This is a genomic window from Ruegeria sp. CJ9 (genome assembly GCF_056536625.1).
In genome coordinates this window covers 67,905-88,492 of sequence record NZ_JBQFPY010000012.1, presented here as the reverse complement: position 1 = coordinate 88,492, position 20,588 = coordinate 67,905, and the positions used below count along the sequence as shown (strand labels likewise).

The following is a 20,588-nucleotide window of genomic DNA, read 5'->3' as shown; positions in this document are numbered from 1 at the left end:
CGTCAGCCCCCAAAATGCAACACGCAAATCAGCGTGAACAGACGGCGGGCGGTGTCTGTGTCAATATCCGCCTTTCCTTCCAGCCGCTCCTGCAACACGCGGCTGCCTTCGTTGTGAATTCCGCGCCGGGCCATATCGATGGTTTCGATCTGGCTGGGTGGCAGGTTCTTGACCGCATTGAAATAGCTTTCGCAGATCTGAAAATAGTCTTTGACCACCTGCTTGAACGGGCCAAGCGAAAGGTGGAACTCGGCGGCTTTTTCCTCGGCCTCGGTGGCGATGTCAAAGACCAGACGTTTTTCACGGATCGACAGTTGCACGTGATACGGCCCGTCCGGCGCCGTGCGCCCATCCCGTTGAGGAAGGGTAAAACTGTTGTCTTCCAGCAGATCATAGATGGCGACCTTGCGCTCTTGCTCGATCTCGGGGGTCGGCGGCGGCAGGTTTCGATCATCCAGTTCGATATGTGAAATGCGGGTCATGTCGCGTGTGGTCCGTTCAGTTCAGCACAGACCTATAGCATTGGTTTTCATTGAGCAACGCACAGAAACGCCACGTGCCATAGGTCTTTGCATCAATTCAGCCCGTTGAGGCGGGCCGTCACCGACAGACCGTGCGCCTCAAGGCTTTCGGATTGCGCCAGTTGTTCCGCCGCAGGGCCAATAGCGCGCAGCGCGTCGGGCGTCATCTGGCTGAGCGTGGTACGTTTTAGAAAATCCATCACGCTGAGACCGGATGAGAACCTGGCCGAGCGCGCGGTGGGCAGCACGTGATTTGGGCCACCAACATAATCACCGATGGCCTCGGGCGTGTACTGGCCCAGGAAAATCGCACCCGCATGGATGGTTTTTTCACTCAGCCCGACCGGATCGGCGACGCACAGCTCCAGATGCTCGGGCGCAATGCGATTGGACAGGGCGGCGGCCTCATCCAAATCGCGCACGGTGATTATTGCCCCAAAGTCGCGCCAGCTGGCCCCTGCGATGGCGCGGCGTTGCAAGGTTTCAAGTCGCTTCTCAACCGCTTGCGCCACTGCCTGCCCAAAGTCGGCATCATCGGTGATCAGGATCGACTGGGCGCTTTCGTCATGTTCGGCCTGGCTAAGCAGATCCAACGCGATCCAATCGGGGTCATTATCCTTGTCCGCGATCACGAGGATTTCAGATGGACCGGCAATCATGTCGATCCCGACCTTGCCGAACACTCGGCGCTTGGCCGCCGCGACAAAGGCATTGCCCGGGCCAGTGATCTTGTCCACTGGCGCGATGGATGCGGTGCCATAGGCCAGCGCTGCAATCGCCTGCGCGCCACCGATGCGATAGATTTCGTCGACTCCGGAAAGCCGCGCGGCCAACAGGACCAGTGGATTCACCTGCCCGTCTGGCGTTGGCACCGTAATAGCCAACCGCTGAACCCCCGCCACCTTGGCCGGAATTGCATTCATCAGAACTGACGAGGGGTACGAGGCCAACCCGCCCGGCACATAAAGCCCGGCTGCCGACACCGCCGACCAGCGCCAACCCAGTGTCGCCCCGGCTTCGTCGGTCCATTGATGATCCTCAGGCATCTGTTTTTCGTGATAGGCGCGGATGCGCTCGGCGGCCAGTTCCAGCGCAGCGCGGTCCGTATCCGAAACCTGCGCAACCGCAGTGTCGATTTCTTCTGCGGAAAAGGTCAAAGTAACGGGCGTCAGGTCAAGCCGATCGAACTTGGCGGTCAACTCTATCACAGCCGCGTCGCCCCGGCTGCGCACATCATCGATGATTTGCGCTACGGTGGCGTCTACGTCCGGGCTGTCCTCGCGCTTGGCCGACAACAGCGCTTGAAAGGCGGATTCGAACTCGGACGACGTGGTATCAAGGAAAACGGGCATGATCAGGCACTCCGGGGCGTTTGATGGGGACATATCGCCGGGATGAGTTGGCCTCAACCCTTAGTCCTTTGAGTGCAGCGATTTGCGCATCGCGAAACAGGACACGTCGCCACGCGCGCCACATTGCCCGGTGGCCTGCCAGCCGTGCCGCCGGTAAAAGTCCTGCGCGGTTTTTGTCGCCTCTAGTCTGGCATCGAATTGACCTGAGGCAATCAGGTCTTTCTCAAGCCGGTGCAGCAGGACGGTCCCGATGCCATGACCAGTGTGATCCGGGTCAATGTACAGCAGCGTGATTTCGTCGTCGCGCAAACCGCCCACGGCGGCAACCTGCCCTGCATGTTCGGCCAGCCATATGTGCGCACCCGCCACGATCCAACCCCGGATGGATGCAGGGTCCTTGTTTGCGGTCCAATGCGCGATGGCCTGTGGGTCGCCCCGATGATCCGCGACACAAAGCTGGGTGATCGATCGGATCAACACCCGACTCAGATCGAACACATCAAAAACGGTTGCGCGGCGCAGGGATACTCCAGCCGGAAATTGCGAGAATGCCTGTGAAATGCCGCGCTTGTTCTGCATCTATTCGGGGTGATGCGGCGCCTGACCCGAAGGGGCCTTGTACGGCCGCGTCACATCCTTGAGCGTGGCGTCCAGTGCTTCGACCTTCAGTCGGATGGCACCATCCCCTGCCAGCGTCAGCAAAACCTGACCCGCTCCGTCCTCGCCTGCCTCAAAATCAATCGACAGCAGGGACATCACCATCTCCTTATCCCTGCGGTCGATGCCCTGACTGGCCACCGACAGCACCGAATCGAACACCAGAACCGCCTGAACCCGCTCAAACGGACGATCACGGCGTGTCGCGGCATCCTTATCTTCCCACCGAAAACGGTTCAGCAGCAGGCCGAACCGGCGCTGCGAGGGCTGCCATGTTATCTCGGTTACAGGAAATACCGCATCCTGCGCCAGGGTCGAGATCACCTGCAGATCCTCTGCATCCTCGGCACCCAGATTCAGAGGGGCCTCGCGCCCGTCGTGGAAACTTGCGTCTGTCATTGGCCCTTGATCCGTTCTATTTTTGCACCCACGCCTTCCAGCTTGCGCACCACATGCTCATATCCGCGGTCCAGATGATAGACCCGGCTGACCGTGGTTTCGCCCTCAGCTGCCAGACCCGCCAGAATCAACGAGACTGAGGCCCGCAGATCCGTTGCCATCACCGGCGCACCTTTCAGCTGATCCACACCTGTAACAGTGGCCGTGCCGCCATGCACTTCGATATTCGCGCCCATGCGCACCAGTTCAGGGGCGTGCATAAAGCGATTCTCGAAGATGCGTTCTTCCAATACCGCGGTGCCTTCGGCCGTACACATCAACGCCATCATCTGCGCCTGCAGGTCGGTCGGAAACCCCGGAAAAGGCTCGGTCACCACATCCACCGAGGTCACGCGCCCGTTCTTGCGCGCCACTTTCAGACCCTTTTCGGTTTGCGTGACGCTGACACCCGCCGCGTCGAGCTTGGCAGCAAAGGAGTTAACCAGCGACATGCGACCGCCCAGCAACTCTACCTCACCACCGCAAATGGCCGGGGCCAGCATATAGGTGCCCAGCTCAATCCGATCGGTCACAACCTGGTGGGTTGCACCGTGCAAGCGATCAACGCCCTGAATCTCGATGGTCGAGGTCCCCTCGCCCGAGATTTGTGCGCCCATCTTGCGCAGGCACTCGACTAGATCGACGATCTCAGGCTCGCGCGCGGCGTTCTTCAGAACCGTGGTGCCTTTGGCCAATGTGGCCGCCATGACGATGTTTTCGGTCGCACCCACCGATGCAAAACGCATCTCGTGGACTGCGCCTTTCAACCCGCCGGATGCCTTGGCGTGCAGATAGCCGTCCTTCAGCTCGATCTCAGCGCCCAGCGCCTCAAGCCCCTCAACGTGCAGGTCCATGGGTCGCGCGCCAATCGCACAACCGCCAGGCAGCGAAACCACCGCCTGCCCCAACCGCGCCAGCATCGGACCCAACACCAAATTGGACGCACGCATCTTGCGCACGATTTCATAATCCGCAGTGTGGCTGGTCAGATCATGACTCGACATCGCGATCACCTGCCCGTCCTGCAGCGACGACACCTCAGCCCCCAAAGACTGCAGCAATTGTGTCATGGTCTTGATGTCGCTCAGCCGCGGCGCATTGGTCAGCGTCAGCGGTTCTTCGCTCAGCAAGGTTGCGGGCATCAGCGTCAAACACGCATTCTTGGCCCCCGCAATCGGTATCTGACCGTTCAGCGGCCCATTGCCCGTCACCAGAATCGAATCCATCTGCTCTTATCCCTCGTCCTTTTCGGCATCGTTATCCGAGCTTGCGCGCGCCTTGGCCTGCGCCTTGCGCCGCGCCATATTCGCCTTCAGCGCCGCCTTCAGCCGCTCTTCCCGAGCGTCCGCGGATTTGCCATGTTTTTTGGGTGTATTTCTATCTGCCATAATCTTTCTCTACAGGAGGTGAAAAAAACCGTCCAGAGACCCTTGCGCCCTGTTTCGTTTGCGTCTAATCACCCGCCCACAGCGCTGCTGTAGCTCAGAGGTAGAGCACTCCCTTGGTAAGGGAGAGGTCGAGAGTTCAATTCTCTCCAGCAGCACCATAAAATCAAAGACTTATAGAATTGTCGGCGTGCCCCCATAGGGGACAGGCGACCACATGGCGACCACATGGGGGCCATCGCACAGGATTCCTCATCCGATGGCTACGTTGCGCCGATTGGCTTGAGCATTCGATGATAGGCTGCACCCAACTGACGAACCCGCCCCCCGGCCTACCCCCTCAGTCAGCCCTGCGTGTACCATTGAGGCTCGCCGACTTTGCGGGCATGATTTTCAAAGGACCATCCTCTCTTAAGTAAAGCTCTAGGTGTTCTTTGAAGGCTGTCGAATTGGGGGCTCGGGACGAATGCCCGCTTCAGCCCGACAGGGGACGTTCACACAAGACGGAGCTACGTCCGAGGTGCGGACAGAGCCGCCATCCACTTAGCACAAGGCAATGACCGCTCTTAGTCCATAGCGGACACCAAGATGTATTGCGCTAAGTACGCGCGTACAAAACGCAAAGCTGACCTTAGGCAATATCTTTGAAATCACAATTGATTTTGCTGCGAATGACTCGGCAAAAAGGCAAAAGTTCTAGTGTCAGATTTTGATTCAGCTGCTTTTCTCAATTGTGTCGGAAAGCAGAAAATTATTGATCGCAAGTCGCCAATCATAAGGGTCAAGGTTGCAGAATGAAACTCTTGTATCTCCTTCACGGTCACGTAACCCATCAACTTTACTGGCGATCACATTGCGCTTCGCGGCAAGCGCTTCGTCCAGCACAAGTCCATAAGCCTCCCAACGCGAGGGAATCGCAATGATATCGACGGCTTGATAAGCTTCTGCCGGATCTTTGGCGTGACCCCGAAATTCGATGCGCGGGTCACCCTCTGCCAACGCCTCAAGGTATGACCGTTGACTGCCTTCGCCAAAGATCAACAAGCGCGCGCCCGGCGTTCGGGTTGACCGAAAGCCTTGGATCAGGATGTCGAAGCCTTTCTGCTGCTCGAGCCGCCCGATGGCGCCAATTGTGGTCTTTGACTTGGGAGGCATCGTCTTTCGTGACAACTGCTCAAGATCAACGGTCGGAGGAATGACGGCCAGTTTTTCTGAAACCGCTAGGCGTCGTTCTTGCATCCAGTCCGCCTGCGCATGGCTGACCGCCACCAACTGATCGAAGAAGGAATAGATCACCCGAAGCATCGCAAAAAACCGACGTTTGTGAGGGACATTCAGGGTGGTGAATGCCCGGGTGTAACTGTGTTCGACATGGACAAGTCGAGTATTAACATGCATTGCGCGAAGGGCCGAGAACGCGGGCAGGCTTCTCCAACTGGGTGCGACGTGGGACACGATGACATCCGCATCCAGTTTGCCCCAAGAAAACGCGGTCCTTTTGACCTTCAACACCTTTTGCTCGATCGCGCCGGAAAGATCTGACTGCGCCAAAAGATGGTCGAGCATTCGCATCACGCCGCCCGCTGTCGTGTCGTCTACCAGGTGGAGGACCTTTTTCTGTTCCATGATGATGCCTCTCTCAAATCGATTGCAGTTTGGATTTCATTTGCCTCAGCCGGGTGATCGGGCCGGGTCCAAACGTTTTCAACACAAGTGCCGCGGCGAAGGTGCTGAACGACTTCACAGGTTCCTCAAGCACCGGGCGGAGGCTTTCCTGGACGCTTCGCGCAAACAACTCCCAAGCTGTGTCCCGGTCGAGGTTGGTGATGGCCCGCCGTGCCAGATAGCGTAGCTGATAGGCCCGCGCTGAGTGTTCGTGCTGGGCAAAGAACTCAGGGTTAATCGGGCGCAACTTCGCGACCAACCGCTCCCACGCCTCCAACTGCCGGTCCAAAGCCGCTGACAGCCCGCCTGCATTGATCCGGTAATAGGTTAATAGCCCCGGAACGCCTTCGATCTGCCAATCGGTCGTCAACATCAGCCGCATCCAGCATTCTATATCTTCGGACTGCCTGAACGTCTCATCGAAGACCCAATCCCGCTCGATCTCAAAACTCGGGCGGTAGGCCAGAGCCTCCAGTACCGACTTTCGAACAACGGCCGCCGATCCATTGCCGATTGGATTGCGGTTCAGAACATGGGCTGAGGTCACATCCTTCAGGCGGGGTGCTTGTTTGATCCCCATCATGAACCCCGCCTCGTCGATCAAGGCACTGCCGGAGAAACTAACTCCCACATCCGGTTCGGCCTTGAGATGGTGAATATGAGCCGCCAGCTTCTCGGGCATCCACAGATCGTCGGCGTCGCAAAAGCCGATGAACGTACCCCGCGCGGCAGCGATGCCAGTATTTCTGGCTCCCGCCAGCCCACGATTGGCCTGCCCGACAAGTCGTACGCGCGGGTCGCCTTGGTGCGCGCGGGCAATCTCAGAGGTCGCGTCCTGCGATCCATCGTCGACGATGATGATTTCGAAATCGTCATAGGTTTGCGCCTGCAGTGAGGCGAGCGTTTCGACCAAGGTTGCTTCGGCATTGTAGGCGGGTACGACGATGGATGCTGTGGGCATGGTGATCTCCTTCAGAATTCTTAAGAAAACAACGCGCGTTTGATCGCTTGCGGGAGGATCGGGGCCAGCGCGGCCCCTGCGGCGGTAGGCAGTCCTCGGCGCAGGGGCAGCAGGAAACTGCGCGCATGCAGGCTCAAGCCTTTGCGTGTGTAAGACAGGGCCTGACCCTGATGCCCCAACCGCAGCGCCCGGCGGGCAAGATAGCGCAAATAGACGGCCTCGGACGACCGCAACGGGAACACGCCAAAAGACGCAGCCGTTTTCACCGCATAGGCCCGCCCAGCGCGCATTGCGTTCAGGTCCGAGGACAAGCCCCCGGCTCTGGTGCGATACCAGACCTGGAACTGATTGACCCCTTTGACGGTAAACCCCTTGCCTACGAGGCGGATTAACAGCTCCAAATCTTCGTTATGCACCGTTCTCGTGTCCAACCCGCCAATGGCGTTGAAGACCTCGCGACGGATCGAAAGATTCGACATGGTGCAGACGGGATTCTCAGCCAACAGGTCCTGAATGTTCAGTGGTGCGCTAGGAACGGTCGAGCATGTCTGAGAATCTCCGAGCTGATCGGCGAAGAACCCGATCTGCCCAAAAACAGCATCCGTCGAAGAGGATTGAAAGGCTTCGTTAAGCTGCGCCAGCTTGTCCTTGTGCCACAGATCGTCTGCATCACAGAACGCCAGCATGTCTCCCTTGGCCAGTTCGGCCCCATAGTTGCGGGCGGCACTTGGGCCATCGAAGGGGCTGCTTGCGACCCGGATACGGGGGTCTTGGGCAATGTGATCCAACACGATAGACAGGCACGCCTTCGAGGGACGGTCGCCGACGCAGATCGCCTCCCATTCCGTGAAGCTTTGCGCGCGAATGCTGGTCAGCGTATCAGCAATTGTGTCCGCATCGGTGTGAAACGGCACGATGATGGTAAAGCGGGTCATTGGAAGCCGAACCTCTCTGTTGTCTTTTGATCCCGAGGCAGCAGCACCCAAGAGGCGATCAACATGAGGGCAGCACTGGTCATCAGGTATCCCATCGCCACTGGCATCAGCCCGAACGGGGCCATGATCGCGGTGTTGAGGATCAATGCGAATGCAAGGGCCGTGCTGACTCGTAGCTCGGTGATCGCGCGGTTCTCGGACCGCAGCCAGCCGGCCACGGCGGACCAGATGACGCTGGGCAATGCGGCAAGGCACAAGACCGAGACCACCGGTGAAATCTGCTGCCACTCAGCACCCAGCAGCAGCGGCACGTAGACCGGCGCAAGGGCGGCTTGCAGCAAAACCAGCGGGGACAGTACCAGGAGGGACGTACCGAGCCCATGACGCAACGCCTTGGTCTTGTCCGGGGCTACGCAAAGATGCGGGAAAAGAACGACTGAAAAGGCCTGCGTGAACGATGTCGCCAAGCCGAGCCCAGCGTTGAAAGCCATGAAGTAGATGCCAAGGCTCTCGGCCCCCAGCATCGCGCCGACGACAAGCTTGTCGGCCTGCAAACGCAGAACTTTGACAACCTCAACCCCCAGAACGGCCCAGCCGAAGCCAACAAACGGGCGAAGGGCGGCAAACCCGCGCTCTGCGTTTGATGCCCAGGGACGTAGACGGCGCATCAGGACCAGCCAAATCGGGGCGGCCAGCAATCGGGGCAGAACCAAAGCCAGCGGCGAGGCCCAGAGCAGCGCCAGTAGCGCGGCCATAACATTTGCGCCAACCACCTGCCCTCCGGCAACAGCGGCTGTCTTTTGTAGCTTGCCCTCACGCATCGCAAGCGCGGCCTGCACCAGGCCGGCGGGCATGAACAGGTACTCTCCGGCCAGAATAGCGAGCAGCAGCGCCAGGGTCTGGTGCCCTATCGCATAGAGGGCAATGGCGATGGTCACCTGCAGCAAAAACAGCGCCCCGCACCAGACCCAGAAGATACGATGCGCGGTGTTGCAGCGCTGTTCCAGCTCGGACTGCGGGGCTTGGATGATCCTCTGCCCCACGCCGTTCTCGGTTAGCGCCTTTAGGATATCCCCTGCCGCGAGGGCAGCGGCAGCCAACCCTATTGCCTCGGGGCTGAGGGTGCGGCCCACAACAACGACCACCGCAAGACGTGAGGCTTTTGCCGCCACTTCGGACGCCGCATAGGCTAGCAGGTGCCGCAGGAAACTGGAATGTGCCAATCGCTGAGTCATGTCGCCAAGTGTCCAAAAACAGTATTGGGATCAGTTCTAATTGGCAGCGACATCCCTGTCCCAGACGCGGGCGGACAGACAGACGAACCATCGGGCGAGCGACCTATCCGATTGGGATAAACGGCAATCCCGATGCCGGTCTGACGCACATCAAGACACTGCTGTAGCTGTGAATGCAGTTCAGGAGAATTCAAAATGAAACGACATTTCAAAGTTTTGGTTTTAGGGGCCGTCAGCGCGATCGCTCTGTCGGGTTGCAGCAGCATGAAGACCCCGCGCAACATCGAACCCGTTGCAAAAGGCGAAAGCTATCAGGCGCAGTACCGTGCCCCATCACGGCGCCGGGCAAATGCGCCCTTGCTGCAAGCGGAACATTTGAACGGGCGCGCCTGTATGCCTCCGACCGGGGATCAGGGCACAAACGCCTTTGCCAAATGGTCTAAACCCGCGCTTAGCCCTCTGCTGGGCGAGAAACTTTCGCGCAATGATATGGTGCAGATCACCATCGACGGGGATGAGCTTCTCAGCGACACCTATGTTGTGTCCCGCGATGGCGACCTGAAGCTGCCGTACCTGCCGCCGGTGCGCGCGCAGGGCAGAACGACCGAGCAGGTCGAGCGAGACGTGGCCCGGGTTCTGGTAGCCGCACAGTTCTACGACAGTACCCCGCGCGTCACGGCGCGCATCAGCGATTTCGCCTCGGTCACTGTCGGCGTGAAAGGCGCGGTGTTTGAACCCCATTCGGTCGAGATCGGAGGCATCCCCGGCGACGCGCTGGATCGAGGGCGTCAGGGCGTACTGGGTGCCTCGACCGAGGCGCGCAACCTCTCGGCCGCCATTCGCGCTTCCGGAGGTGTGCGCCCGGATGCCGATCTGTCAGCGGTTGAGCTGCACCGGCAGGGCACGATCTACCGGATGGACCTGCGCGGGGTGTTCGAAGGCTCGGATCCGACCGACATCATGCTGCTGACCGGGGATCAGATCGTGGTCAACAGCCGAGGGTGTTTCCAGGATGATTTGATGCGTCCCAGCCCGATCAGCCCGCCCGGCGTAACGCTTTATATGTCCAACCTCACGCAACCTGCCACCGGCAACGCAGAGTCGGCCATTGGACGAGACGTGCGTGAGGTACCCTATGGGACGCGCTACCTGCAGGCCGTAGTCGATACCAATTGCGTCGGTGGGGCCAAAACCACCAATGCCAATCGCAGCGCGGTCCTGTTCACCCGCAACCCGATGACGGGGAACTCGATCGTCATTGAACGCAATATCGAAAAGCTGCTGCGACGTGGGGATCGCGATGACTATGACCCCTATGTTCTGCCAGGAGATGCGATTGCATGCTACGACAGTAAGGTGACCGGCCTGACCGAAGTCGCCCGCGCGGTTGGCATCGTCGGCGCAGCAGCGCTGCTGGCGCCCTAAGTCAATCCCTAGCGGGCGATGATTTCGCCCGCTCCCAAGCAGTGGAGACTGCAGCGAGTTTGTTAGTGATGTCTTTGTGTTCTTTGGCTGCAGTCTCTACCGCAACTAACGCCTCTCGAAACTCTTCCACGCCGAAGGTTGCTGCACTCCCAGCCAGTTTGTGACAGGCCTGAGCGATTTGATTTAAATCTGTCTGGTCAAATGCCCCGGTTTCTAGCTGTTCAACCAATTCATCCCCTTCGGCAATGAACTTGGCATGCAGGCGGTCAAAGACTTCAGGGCCGAGGCTGCCTTTCAACTCCGCTAACGGATCTGGCTGCGCATGTTCCGAAATCTGCCCGTCGGTGCGCATGACCACCGAAAGCGCCCTGCGCAGTGCATTCAGCGAGATCGGTTTGCCAATGAAAGCCGTCATACCGGCCGCGCGAAAGGTCTCAACCGCATCTGGCAGGACATTGGCCGACACAGCGATAATCGGCACATCGGTCGACTGCCCCCGACCGCCACGAATATGGCGCGCAGCGGTTGGCCCATCCATCACTGGCATGCTGATATCCATCAGGATCGCGTCGAACCTCTGACTGCTGGCCTTGTCGACGCCAACCTGCCCATTCTCCGCCGTAGTTACACGGTGACCGTCCAGCGCCAGCATGTTGCAGATGACCTCGAGGTTGATCTCGTTGTCTTCGACCACCAACAAGTTCAGCGGGAGAGCGGTCTCGGTATTGATCTGAGCAGCTTCTAGCAGTTGGTCGCGCGCTGACGGCTGTAACGGTATCCGCAGCCAAAAAACGCTTCCTTCGCCCAATGTGCTTTCCGCCCCCACCTCACCACCCATGGCCTGCGCGAACCTGCGGGCAATTCCCAGGCCAAGCCCGGTCCCTCCGACCGTGCGACCGATAGAGGGATCGCTGGTGTAGAAGTCATCAAAAATGGCGTCGATCTCATCCTCGGCGATGCCGGCCCCGCTGTCGATCACACGCACTTCGTAGACATGTGCCTTACCCTGACCGGAAGGTTCACATCTTTCGACCTCGATCGACACACGGCCATTTTCGGTAAACTTGATCGCATTACCCACAAGGTTCAGCAGAATTTGCCGCAACCTTTGCGCGTCAGTCGCGACATGCGGATAGGCTCCGCCCACCCATTGCCACGAGATTGAATTGCCGCGCGAGGCCGCATTGCCGCTTTGACCATCCACAAGGTCCTGCAGCATCGCGTTCAGGTCGGTTGGCTCGTGCGCGACAGACAGCTTGCCGGCCTCGAACCGAGCAATATCCAGCACCGCATCCACATGATTTTGCAGAACCTGGCCCGAGATCTCCATGTTGCGGACAAACTGAGACTGCTGTTTGGTCGTGCGTGTATTCTTGAGAAGGGTGAGGTTGCCCAGCAACCCGTTCAACGGGGTTCTGATCTCATGACTCATAACAGTCAGAAAATCCGACTTGGCCTTTTCCCCGGCAAGGGCACGGTCGCGGGCCGAGACAAGCTCTTTCTGATCCGCAACGCTTTGTGAGATATCGCGGACGAAACCGATAACAATTTCCTCGTCCCCGGCCTGAGCGGATTGCAATGCGAGTTCGACGGGAAAAACATCGCCATTCCTGCGCAACGCCTCAAGCTGAACGCGACCCTTGCCAACCACGTGGCGGTCGCCCCCGCTCTGCATCCGCTCCATCCCTTCATCATGCGCCGCGCGTAGATGCGCAGGCACAATCAAGTCGCCGATCGAATGCCCTTTGGCCTCATCTTCGGAATACCCGAAAATCGCCTGTGCAGCTGGGTTGAACTCCAGCACTTCACCGGCGGCGTTCACCACGATCACGGCATCCAATGAGGTAGAAAGGATCGTATTCATGCGCTGGTTGGCCTGCTGGATTGCCCCACCGCGTCGATCTGCCTTGCGATTGACCACCAGGAGATAGGCGCTGACCGCGGTCAGCGTCAGAAACAATCCCCCGGACAAAACGGCCAGTTGAAACAGGCTGAGCGCGGTTTCTTCACGGCGCTGATCCGACTGGCTTGCAAAGTACGAGATCGCCGAGACCGAAAGCTCTCGCACTTTTTGAGCGATCCCCTGCGCGCCGTCATAGAGAACCGGCAGCTCCGCCTTCAACCCAGGATCCTCAGCATCGATTGTAGGCACCGAGACCTCCAGATATGCGGAGACGTCGTTCAGAGGTTCAGCGAATTTCGGGTCGCTTCGCAGCGTTTCAAACAGACGCGAGGTGTCTAGAATATCGATTCGGCTGTAAAAAAGATCGAAACGGCGCCGGACAAGGTCCAGGTTTTCTGTGCTTGGCTCTGCGTCCGATACACCCGCCTCAAGCGCGTTGAGGTAGAACAGGAACTCGACCTCGACCTGCGTCAGCGTCCATTGCACGTTATCTGTTCGGGCTGACTGCCGGTCGCGCAGGTCGGATATCACCTTGACGGAAAGCAACACGACCAAAGCAAGGGCACCCAAAACGGCGATACCGAGGAGCCCGAAAGCCCACCGGCGCCGCGAGTGGTATTGGAAATTTCTTGTCAAAGTCTAGCCCGTATCACCCACTTCATACTGTGTTGTAACCCCACGCTATTTAACGATTTCCAACCTGTCGAGTTGCCAAATGCTGCGAGAGTAAATCACCTCGGTCTGGTACTTGGTATCACTGTCATAGGGATATACGATCCATAGCGGACCTTTCTGCCGCCGGGACATCGCCGCGCCATCCATCTCATAGGCGACAATCGGGTCCTGCGCCGATATTGAGCCCACAGGTATCTCAACCGCGTAGTCGTTGATCGCCGTTGCCCGGATCGTAGCACCCTCTGCTCCGATCTGTTCCAGCAACACAGAGAGGGGAACGCCGACAAAGCTGGTCTCGCCTTCAGTCCAGATCGTCGAGGTTTCAAAGCTGCGCTGCGGTAGCGCCTGCAACATTTCCATATCGAACTGCGCCGTCCCGTCGGGGCCGGTCTGTGCGATGTTGCCCGAAACGGTCAGGACGACTTCTCCTTTCGGAGTTCCCAAGTCTTCGGCTTGCGCAGGCGTCAGGCAAATGGTGAACGCCGCTGTGAGAATCGCATAAAACAGGCGCATCTCGGTCTCCATTTTTGTGACCTTAAGAAACCAGAAAGAGGTCCGTAGCGACAGATGGACATGAGGATATGCACCTATCCGAACGGATAGGTGCCTCGGTCTCATGCGGCGGTAGACAGCAGATTCATGCGCTGTCGCAACATGGTTTTGAACCCGTCACGCAGCTCGGCACGTTCCAATGCAAAGACGGTGGTTGCCTCAAGAAACCCGGCGACCGACCCACAATCGAAGCGCTCTCCTTGAAAAGCGAAACCGCGGCATCCGGTCGCTTCGATATCGGCCGCGATCGCATCGGTCAGTTGGATTTCATTGCCCGCACCGGGCGCCAATCCGTCCAACTGATCGAAAATCGAAGGGTGCATCAGATAACGCCCGACAATGCCAAATTCTGACGGAGCTTGATCGGCAGAGGGCTTTTCGACCAACCCTTTCAGATGTTGCACCTGCCCTGTCCTATGCTCGATATCGACCACGCCATAGGCGCTGATCCGGTCGGATGGGACGGCTTCGGTTGCGATCATATGGCTGCCTTCAAAGTTCTGGACCATTTGCGCCAGAACCGGGCGCTGCGCGTAGATCACATCATCAGGCAGGATCACGGCAAAGGGTTCATCACCGACAATGTCACGTGCCAGAGAGATTGCATGGCCCAGACCGCGCGGGCTGTCTTGTTGGATAAAGCTATATGTCTCATCCTCAAGGTTCGTGCAGCGCAAACGGTTCAGCAGGCTGGTTTTACCGCCATCCTTCAGTTTACGCTCCAGTCCCGAGTTGCGACCAAAATACGCCTCCAGCGCGGATTGGCCGGTTGAGGTGATGAAGATGAACTCATCAATCCCGGCCGCGCGGGCCTCGTCCACCGCATATTGAATCAAGGGGCGGTCAATCAGCGGCAACATCTCCTTAGTCACCGATTTGGTAGCGGGCAAAAACCTTGTGCCGAGACCCGCGACCGGAAAAACAGCTTTGCGAATACGTGTCATTTCAATGCTCCTAGGTTTGATCAGTAAGCGCCGCGACCTGACACGACGGCACGTGCGGTCATTGCGATGAGGATGAGGTTTAGAAGGGGCGAACGGGAGCGGACATAGGCTGTATCCAGCTCGATCATGTGGTCAAAGCCGATGCCGGCGCGGCCCGAAACCTGCCAGAGGCCGGTGATGCCGGGACGCACCTGCAGGCGCTCCAGCGCTTGTTCGGGATAGGCGGCAACCTCTTCGGGCAAAGCCGGGCGCGGACCAACCAGCGACATATCCCCTTTCAGCACATTGAAGATTTGCGGCAATTCATCCAGCGAGAACCGGCGCAGAACCTTCCCAACGCGAGTGATGCGTGGGTCATTTTTGGCTTTGAAGCACACGCCCTCACGATCCGAATGGGTGAGCAAATCCGCACGTCGTGCTTCGGCGTCCTGGGTCATTGAGCGAAACTTGTACATCTTGAATGGCACCCCGTTTCGACCGATACGTGTCTGCCGAAAAAAGGCGGAGCCGCGACTGTCCAATCGCACTAATGCGGCGATTGCGGCCATGGGCAGGGCCAGAAGAGACAGCGCGACCACCGCCAAAGTGAGGTCCAGCAGGCGACATGCTGAGACCTTGGGAACAGAATTGTGCGCGGCACGCCCGAGGAATTCGAAATTGCCCAATAGATATCTGCGGGCCATACGGCGGGGCTCCATCGCCAACCGCCATGCCCACTCCATCCGGACGCGCCGAACAAGGCGCGGCGCCCGGCGCACGTTGCCAGCCAGGAAATCAAACAAAGCACCCACGCCCAGCGCGACGCAAGGGGCAAGCCGGTGGCGGTTCTGCATAATCCACAGCTCCTGCAGCGGGACGCCCATCGCGACCAACAGGATGTCTGCGCCAGACTGGTTGATATCGTCAATCGCCTCATCAACCCGCGCGGCCCCCGCGTAGCCATCACGCGTACCAGCCACGGCCAAATCGGGGATCATGTGCTGCAACCGCGCCGCCGCCGCCTGAGCTGTTCCGGGACTTCCCCCCAAAAGGTAGACCGACTGCCCAAAACGCGCAGCGCGTTTCAGCAGTTTGGGCACAAAATCCGTGCCGTTTAGGTTCTCGGTCAACTGGACGCCTTGCAACTTTGCCGCGACGTCTACACCAATTCCATCAGGTAGGATCATATCTGCCCGGGCCAATGCTGCTCGATAGGTATGGTTGCGGGCCCGTATGTTTGCGCAATGTGCATTCAGGAAAAACACAGTCCGGCGTGTCCCATCCAGCAGTTTGGAGATCACCTGTCCGGATCGAGCGTTCACAACTGGCAGACCCATTATCTCAGTCTTTTCCAGAGTTGGTATGGGTGTCGGCTGCGCGCCTTTATACATATCTTGGACTGACAGGAACTGCATAGAACTCTCCGATCAACAATGACAATCTGTGGCTTTAGACTGCCAATGAGACCCTGCAACCGATAGGCGAGCATCCGGAGAGGGATCGGAGAATAGGTCTATTCAAACGACCCCGCAGCACATAGCGTGGTGAAAACGGCCCGCTGACCTATCCGATTGGATATTCATCTGTCCGTCAGGAAGGCTTCATGCCATGGGTTCAATGACTTATTAACGCATTTGGGTGTGGTTGGGGGCAGACGGAGGTTTGAAATGAAAGTTCTTATTGCTGACGACCACGAGCTTATTTTGGACACGCTCGTTGCCTTCATAGATGCAGCAGGCGGGATCGAGGTGGAGACCGCGCCGGATTTCCCAGCCGCGAAAACTTTGATTGAGAACGACGGAGCCTTTGATCTGGTTCTTCTGGACCTGAACATGCCCGGCATGAACGGGTTGGCCGGACTTGAAACCTGCATCGCTTTGGACGGTGCCCAGCATGTGGCCCTGTTTACCGGCGACACCTCGCGTGATCTGGCGCAACGCGCGCTAGAGCTTGGTGCAGCCGGTTTCGTCCCAAAAACTTTACCGGCTAAATCACTGGTCAACGCGATCCGCTTTATGGCGATGGGGGAACAATACCTTCCTGCGGGTTTCATGAACGCAGAGCAGCCGGAAGACTCCCACCCCATGGCTCAAAAACTGACAGAGCGTGAGCGGCAAGTTCTGAAAGGGCTGACTGAGGGCAAATCCAACAAGGAAATCGCTCGTGATCTGGATCTGTCAGAGCCGACGATCAAACTGCATATGAAGACTTTGTACCGTAAAGTTGGTGTCAGCAATCGAACGCAGGCCGCCCTGGCTGCGCGCGAGGCTGGGTTGTTCTAGGCTTCTCTATCCGAAGGGATAGGGGACGCTCCCAATCCCCTCGGCCCCTAGCCTGCTGAGCGAATGATCAGCAATCAGATGCGGTGTATCACCCTTGTAAGAAAGGGTTTTTCCATGCCGCAACAGATTTCGAACTCCTCTGAGTCCACGCGCGACATGCAATTTCTGCATTGGGTGCGCATTTCCCGATCCAATTTCAGAACGCTCGGGTGGCGTCGCTTCGTAAAGGGCGGGCGCCTTAGCGATGTAGGCCGCCTGCCCCGTTACGTGGCATTATACCTTCTTGGGGCGAGTTGCATCTGGGCCCCGATCAGCGGTTATTTGGCGACCGCGCCTGTCAAATACACCTCTCACGCATCATTGATCCTGCCAGGATCTGGCGCTTCGGCATCGGTCAATCTGGCCAATATCGGTCAGGCATCCTCATACGCGAATTCCGCCTTTGCCAACGGGTCAATCAGCCCGACCGAGACGTATAAACGTTTGTTGTCGGCCGACCGTATCCTCGACGCGGCAGCCAAGGCGGTAGAGGCTGACCGGGACGCGTTTGGAAAGCCGCGGGTGCAACTGGTCGATCAAACCAGCCTGATCCATATCGAGCTTCAGGCGGCCACTCCGGCAGACGCTCAGCAATATGGTGACGCCTTGGTGGCCGCCTTTTTCGCTGAGATTGACGCCCTGCGCGCCGATGAAATTACCACTCGCGAGGCCAGCAATACCGGCGCGATCGAGGACTACACGCGCGCAATTCAGGCCACGCGGGCCGAGATCAAACAGCTGCAGTCGCGAAGCGGTCTGATATCGGTCGTGCAATACCAAGAGCAGGTCGCCGCTAATGACCGTGCAAAGCAGGAACTGCGAAAGCAGGAGAGCGAGCTGGCACGCCAATCGGAACGCGTCGCCGCGCTTCAAGTCGCGTTGAATCTGCCCTCTGACGCAGCGGCGGCAACGCTGAAACTCTATGCTGATGCGCAGTACCTATCGTTGCTTGAGGATGTGTCGGTGGGGGCTGCAAAGCTGGCGCAAGCCGACGCGACCTACGGATCGCGCCACCCAATCTATGTGAATGCCCAGAACGACTATGAAGGGGCGCGTTCGGTTGCTTTAAGACGCGCGGCGCAGGTGACTGGTCTTGAGGTCGAGCAGCTCGGTGGACTGGATCGCGCGCCGGAAGGGCAACGGGCGCAGTTGCTCAGCGAGTTGGTGCGCGAAGATGCCTTGCGCGCCGGATTGGAAGAGCATGTCGCGACACAGCGCGCGCAAGTTCGTCTGGAAACCCTGCGTCTGTCAAACCTCGCCCCCATCGCCGCTGAATTGGAGGACCGGCAGAGAGATTTCGCCGTGGCAGAAGCCGTGTTCGCCTCTGCCATCGCTCGGTCCGAGTCGAAAAAGACCGATGTCTATGCCTCCTATCCCTTGATCCAAGTGCTGGAGAACCCGTCTCTGCCGACTCGCCCGTCTTCGCCGAACAAGAAGATCTCGATTGCCGCCGGGATCGTTGCAAGCCTTATGCTGCTGATGGGTTTGGTTCTGGCATGGATCCGAAACCCGCTGATCTCAAAGCTGCTGAAAGACCAGAAAGAGGCCGCAGTTTGACGCGTGTGGCCCCTCAAACGCCAGCCGAAAAGATCGTCTGGTGTACGCTGATCTGGACATGGCCGTTCTACGGGCTTGGCGCGCTGTATGTTGTCGGTCCGGTGCTAGGTTGGATGTTGGCTGCGATAGCCGGGGTGTCACTTTATCTCGGCCCGGCGATCCGCTTGGATCTGCGTGCAACGGGCCCTGTACCTGCTCTGGTCTGGATCTGGAGCGTTGGCATGCTGGTGATGCTGGTCTCACTATGGGCAGGCCACGCGGATTGGAACCTCGGCACCACCAATACGATCAAATCGAGTATCGGATGGGCAAAGGGTTGGGCGCTGATCCCGTTGTTTATCCTAGCAGGGGCGGTTTTGCCAATACGGCGCGAGGTTTTGGTCAGAGGGCAATGCGTGGTGGGCCTTTGGACCTTGTGCCTTCTGCCGTTGCTCATTGCCGCCCCCTATGCCGGTCTGCCGCATCTGCTGTTTACATCTCCCCTTAAAGCAGTGGGCGGCCCGGGACCTGAATATTTCTCGGTCTACCTGTATACAATCGACCCCGCCAGCGGCACGCCGCGGTGGCAGTTCTTTGCGCCCTGGTCGCCATTCGCGGCCTTGTTGGGCGTCTGCATGGTCCTATTTGCCCTGGAAGAAAAGCACCGCAGCTGGAAGGTCATCGGCTTGGCTGCCGGAGTTCTGATGATCCTTATGTCCAAGTCCCGAATGGGCATGGTTGGATTGGTGATCTGCTCGCTGTCACCCAGCCTCTTGCCACTTGTCGCCCGCAGCTCGGGGTGGATTCTTTTGTCTGCAGTCACCACCGCCGTAGCCGTTTGGGGCGCAGTCTTTGTTGAGTTCGGCAACCGAGCCCTTTACAGCTTCAAATCCGCGCGCGCCGACAGTACCCGCGTACGCGAAACTCTGCAGCGTATTGCGTATGAGCGCTGGCAATCGGATGCGGTGGTTTTCGGGCACGGCACAGTCAGACCCGGAGCGCATCTTGTTGAGTACATGCCGATAGGCAGCCATCACACCTGGTACGGGTTGCTATTCGTGAAAGGGCTGACCGGATTTACAGCGTTTCTCGTTCCTTTCCTCGTTCATTTAGCAATCGTCACCCTGGACGCCATAAAGTCGGAACGCGGGAGGCTGCCGCTCGGACTGTTGCTCACAGTTCTCCTGCTGACCTTTGGAGAGAACGTTGAAATCCAAACCTATCTCCTCTGGCCGACTCTACTGATGCTCGGATTGCATTTGCGAGAGGTCAAATCAGTGCGTCTGGGAAGCTGATGTGCCGCTAGGATTGTTGCGACGCCAGCGTAGTGTCAGCGGTCACTCTTTTGGGTCGGGTCCTTCACTGCTTCTAGGGACATATTGACCATGTAAAGTGAGTACTTTCAAATCGGGTATCCGCCCTGTTGGTTTTTTAACGGCTGCCGCAAAGCGCGGAAAGCGGACGTTCGACTAATACACTGGAAGGCAGGTTTGTCCGCAAAGCAGACACCCATTTAAGTTGCAGCGAAGGTCCGCTTCGAGCCCAAAGTACCGAATGCTGCGGGCCCAACCGATGGCGGCTATGCAACTTGCCCCAACACGCCTAGTGTCACGTGCATGAGCACGTTCAGAAACGCCAAACCTTCCGACGCAACTCGATGCTTTGAGATCGAAACTGCTGCCTATGAAGGCGACGACGCAGCAACCCTCAAAAAGATATCCAAGAGGATCGAGGAATATCCCGATGGTTTCCTCATTCTTGAAGAACAAGGCGAGATCGTTGGCTTTATCAATTGCGGATGTGCCCATGACGTCGAAATGTCTGATGAGGAATTTAAGGAGCTTGTGGGGCATGATCCCGACGCTCCGAATGCCGTCATTATGTCTGTCGTCGTTGATCCAGCCCATCAGGGAAGGGGCCTATCGCGGGCATTGATGACTGAATTCGTCGACCGCATGAGAAAAGTGGGTAAATCGGCGATCTTCCTTATGTGCAAAGAGCATCACGTCCCACTGTATGAGCGATTTGGATACAGCTATTTGCAGCCATCGACTTCCGACCATGGAGGAATGACTTGGCATGAGATGTCTATGATGCTTTGAAT

19 protein-coding genes and 1 tRNA gene are annotated in these 20,588 nt (G+C 58.2%); 6 read left to right on the top strand and 14 right to left on the bottom strand.

Translation table 11 applies throughout. The features are described from left to right. Positions 1 to 2: 2 nt before the first annotated feature. The 6 genes from ACR0AJ_RS19485 to ACR0AJ_RS19460 form a co-directional block, all read right to left on the bottom strand. The gene (locus ACR0AJ_RS19485; RefSeq protein WP_170350217.1) at positions 3 to 482 is read right to left on the bottom strand and encodes a UPF0262 family protein; all 480 of its coding nucleotides are present in this window, start codon (positions 480 to 482) and stop codon (positions 3 to 5) included. 92 nt (positions 483 to 574) lie between these two features. Continuing rightward, complete coding sequence (gene hisD, locus ACR0AJ_RS19480) at positions 575 to 1,873, bottom strand: histidinol dehydrogenase (RefSeq protein WP_170350216.1); 1,299 nt, start codon at positions 1,871 to 1,873, stop codon at positions 575 to 577. 60 nt (positions 1,874 to 1,933) lie between these two features. Next, the gene (locus ACR0AJ_RS19475) at positions 1,934 to 2,452 is read right to left on the bottom strand and encodes a GNAT family N-acetyltransferase (protein ID WP_170350215.1); all 519 of its coding nucleotides are present in this window, start codon (positions 2,450 to 2,452) and stop codon (positions 1,934 to 1,936) included. Next, positions 2,453 to 2,929 carry a DUF2948 family protein gene (locus ACR0AJ_RS19470; RefSeq protein WP_170350214.1) on the bottom strand — a complete coding sequence of 159 codons (477 nt, stop codon included), beginning with the start codon at positions 2,927 to 2,929 and terminating at the stop codon, positions 2,453 to 2,455. Next, positions 2,926 to 4,194 (bottom strand): UDP-N-acetylglucosamine 1-carboxyvinyltransferase, encoded by a 1,269-nt coding sequence (gene murA, locus ACR0AJ_RS19465; protein ID WP_170350213.1) that lies wholly within the window; start codon positions 4,192 to 4,194, stop codon positions 2,926 to 2,928. The genes ACR0AJ_RS19470 and murA overlap by 4 nt, the downstream gene beginning before the upstream one ends. Before the next feature lie 6 nt (positions 4,195 to 4,200). Then, a complete protein-coding gene (locus ACR0AJ_RS19460; protein ID WP_170350212.1) occupies positions 4,201 to 4,356 on the bottom strand; it encodes a hypothetical protein in 156 nt (51 codons plus the stop codon). 83 nt (positions 4,357 to 4,439) lie between these two features. On the opposite strand from ACR0AJ_RS19460, the gene ACR0AJ_RS19455 reads away from it, so the two are divergent. After that, positions 4,440 to 4,514: transfer RNA gene (locus tag ACR0AJ_RS19455), tRNA-Thr, on the top strand. Between the two features lie 553 nt (positions 4,515 to 5,067). On the opposite strand, the gene ACR0AJ_RS19450 is transcribed toward ACR0AJ_RS19455, so the two are convergent. From ACR0AJ_RS19450 to ACR0AJ_RS19435, 4 genes are read right to left on the bottom strand one after another with little or no spacing between them, the layout of a single operon-like run. Next, on the bottom strand, positions 5,068 to 5,979 hold the full coding sequence (locus tag ACR0AJ_RS19450; protein ID WP_170411722.1) for a glycosyltransferase family 4 protein: 912 nt from the start codon (positions 5,977 to 5,979) through the stop codon (positions 5,068 to 5,070). Between the two features lie 13 nt (positions 5,980 to 5,992). After that, positions 5,993 to 6,979 (bottom strand): glycosyltransferase family 2 protein, encoded by a 987-nt coding sequence (locus ACR0AJ_RS19445; RefSeq protein ID WP_170350210.1) that lies wholly within the window; start codon positions 6,977 to 6,979, stop codon positions 5,993 to 5,995. A 20-nt stretch (positions 6,980 to 6,999) separates the two neighbouring features. Beyond that, entirely contained in the window at positions 7,000 to 7,914 is a 915-nt protein-coding gene (locus tag ACR0AJ_RS19440; RefSeq protein WP_480637795.1) for a glycosyltransferase family 2 protein, read from the bottom strand. After that, a complete protein-coding gene (locus ACR0AJ_RS19435; RefSeq protein WP_480741674.1) occupies positions 7,911 to 9,149 on the bottom strand; it encodes an oligosaccharide flippase family protein in 1,239 nt (412 codons plus the stop codon). The genes ACR0AJ_RS19440 and ACR0AJ_RS19435 overlap by 4 nt, the downstream gene beginning before the upstream one ends. 195 nt (positions 9,150 to 9,344) lie before the next feature. Between ACR0AJ_RS19435 and ACR0AJ_RS19430 the strand changes: the two genes are divergently transcribed. Then, complete coding sequence (locus tag ACR0AJ_RS19430) at positions 9,345 to 10,574, top strand: polysaccharide biosynthesis/export family protein (RefSeq protein WP_480741672.1); 1,230 nt, start codon at positions 9,345 to 9,347, stop codon at positions 10,572 to 10,574. Position 10,575: 1 nt separating this feature from the next. Here ACR0AJ_RS19430 and ACR0AJ_RS19425 read toward each other — a convergent pair whose 3' ends face one another. The 4 genes from ACR0AJ_RS19425 to ACR0AJ_RS19410 form a co-directional block, all read right to left on the bottom strand. Continuing rightward, on the bottom strand, positions 10,576 to 13,026 hold the full coding sequence (locus ACR0AJ_RS19425) for an ATP-binding protein (RefSeq protein WP_480648034.1): 2,451 nt from the start codon (positions 13,024 to 13,026) through the stop codon (positions 10,576 to 10,578). A gap of 132 nt (positions 13,027 to 13,158) precedes the next feature. Further along, positions 13,159 to 13,665, bottom strand: coding sequence for a putative pterin-binding protein (locus ACR0AJ_RS19420; protein ID WP_170350205.1), 507 nt, complete (start codon positions 13,663 to 13,665; stop codon positions 13,159 to 13,161). A gap of 101 nt (positions 13,666 to 13,766) precedes the next feature. Further along, positions 13,767 to 14,648 carry a UTP--glucose-1-phosphate uridylyltransferase gene (locus ACR0AJ_RS19415; RefSeq protein WP_170350204.1) on the bottom strand — a complete coding sequence of 294 codons (882 nt, stop codon included), beginning with the start codon at positions 14,646 to 14,648 and terminating at the stop codon, positions 13,767 to 13,769. 20 nt (positions 14,649 to 14,668) lie between these two features. Then, a complete protein-coding gene (locus tag ACR0AJ_RS19410; RefSeq protein ID WP_367647927.1) occupies positions 14,669 to 16,042 on the bottom strand; it encodes a WecB/TagA/CpsF family glycosyltransferase in 1,374 nt (457 codons plus the stop codon). Positions 16,043 to 16,294: 252 nt separating this feature from the next. Here ACR0AJ_RS19410 and ACR0AJ_RS19405 point away from each other — a divergent pair, with 252 nt between their 5' ends. From ACR0AJ_RS19405 to ACR0AJ_RS19390, 4 genes are all read left to right on the top strand, one after another. Then, positions 16,295 to 16,909 (top strand): response regulator transcription factor, encoded by a 615-nt coding sequence (locus ACR0AJ_RS19405; protein WP_170350203.1) that lies wholly within the window; start codon positions 16,295 to 16,297, stop codon positions 16,907 to 16,909. Positions 16,910 to 17,023: 114 nt separating this feature from the next. Beyond that, entirely contained in the window at positions 17,024 to 18,505 is a 1,482-nt protein-coding gene (locus tag ACR0AJ_RS19400; RefSeq protein ID WP_480741669.1) for a GumC family protein, read from the top strand. A gap of 5 nt (positions 18,506 to 18,510) precedes the next feature. Further along, the gene (locus ACR0AJ_RS19395; RefSeq protein WP_480741681.1) at positions 18,511 to 19,779 is read left to right on the top strand and encodes an O-antigen ligase domain-containing protein; all 1,269 of its coding nucleotides are present in this window, start codon (positions 18,511 to 18,513) and stop codon (positions 19,777 to 19,779) included. 321 nt (positions 19,780 to 20,100) lie between these two features. Continuing rightward, a complete protein-coding gene (locus ACR0AJ_RS19390; protein WP_425082228.1) occupies positions 20,101 to 20,586 on the top strand; it encodes a GNAT family N-acetyltransferase in 486 nt (161 codons plus the stop codon). The last annotated feature ends 2 nt before the right edge of the window (positions 20,587 to 20,588 follow it).

Bases quoted from the DNA above. Each gene is read 5' to 3' on its own strand.
- ACR0AJ_RS19485 (WP_170350217.1), bottom strand. From the start codon at position 482: ATGACCCGCATTTCACATATCGAACTGGATGATCGAAACCTGCCGCCG.
- hisD (WP_170350216.1), bottom strand. From the start codon at position 1,873: ATGCCCGTTTTCCTTGATACCACGTCGTCCGAGTTCGAATCCGCCTTT.
- ACR0AJ_RS19475 (WP_170350215.1), bottom strand. From the start codon at position 2,452: ATGCAGAACAAGCGCGGCATTTCACAGGCATTCTCGCAATTTCCGGCT.
- ACR0AJ_RS19470 (WP_170350214.1), bottom strand. From the start codon at position 2,929: ATGACAGACGCAAGTTTCCACGACGGGCGCGAGGCCCCTCTGAATCTG.
- murA (WP_170350213.1), bottom strand. From the start codon at position 4,194: ATGGATTCGATTCTGGTGACGGGCAATGGGCCGCTGAACGGTCAGATA.
- ACR0AJ_RS19460 (WP_170350212.1), bottom strand. From the start codon at position 4,356: ATGGCAGATAGAAATACACCCAAAAAACATGGCAAATCCGCGGACGCT.
- ACR0AJ_RS19450 (WP_170411722.1), bottom strand. From the start codon at position 5,979: ATGGAACAGAAAAAGGTCCTCCACCTGGTAGACGACACGACAGCGGGC.
- ACR0AJ_RS19445 (WP_170350210.1), bottom strand. From the start codon at position 6,979: ATGCCCACAGCATCCATCGTCGTACCCGCCTACAATGCCGAAGCAACC.
- ACR0AJ_RS19440 (WP_480637795.1), bottom strand. From the start codon at position 7,914: ATGACCCGCTTTACCATCATCGTGCCGTTTCACACCGATGCGGACACA.
- ACR0AJ_RS19435 (WP_480741674.1), bottom strand. From the start codon at position 9,149: ATGACTCAGCGATTGGCACATTCCAGTTTCCTGCGGCACCTGCTAGCC.
- ACR0AJ_RS19430 (WP_480741672.1), top strand. From the start codon at position 9,345: ATGAAACGACATTTCAAAGTTTTGGTTTTAGGGGCCGTCAGCGCGATC.
- ACR0AJ_RS19420 (WP_170350205.1), bottom strand. From the start codon at position 13,665: ATGCGCCTGTTTTATGCGATTCTCACAGCGGCGTTCACCATTTGCCTG.
- ACR0AJ_RS19415 (WP_170350204.1), bottom strand. From the start codon at position 14,648: ATGACACGTATTCGCAAAGCTGTTTTTCCGGTCGCGGGTCTCGGCACA.
- ACR0AJ_RS19410 (WP_367647927.1), bottom strand. From the start codon at position 16,042: ATGCAGTTCCTGTCAGTCCAAGATATGTATAAAGGCGCGCAGCCGACA.
- ACR0AJ_RS19405 (WP_170350203.1), top strand. From the start codon at position 16,295: ATGAAAGTTCTTATTGCTGACGACCACGAGCTTATTTTGGACACGCTC.
- ACR0AJ_RS19400 (WP_480741669.1), top strand. From the start codon at position 17,024: ATGCCGCAACAGATTTCGAACTCCTCTGAGTCCACGCGCGACATGCAA.
- ACR0AJ_RS19390 (WP_425082228.1), top strand. From the start codon at position 20,101: ATGAGCACGTTCAGAAACGCCAAACCTTCCGACGCAACTCGATGCTTT.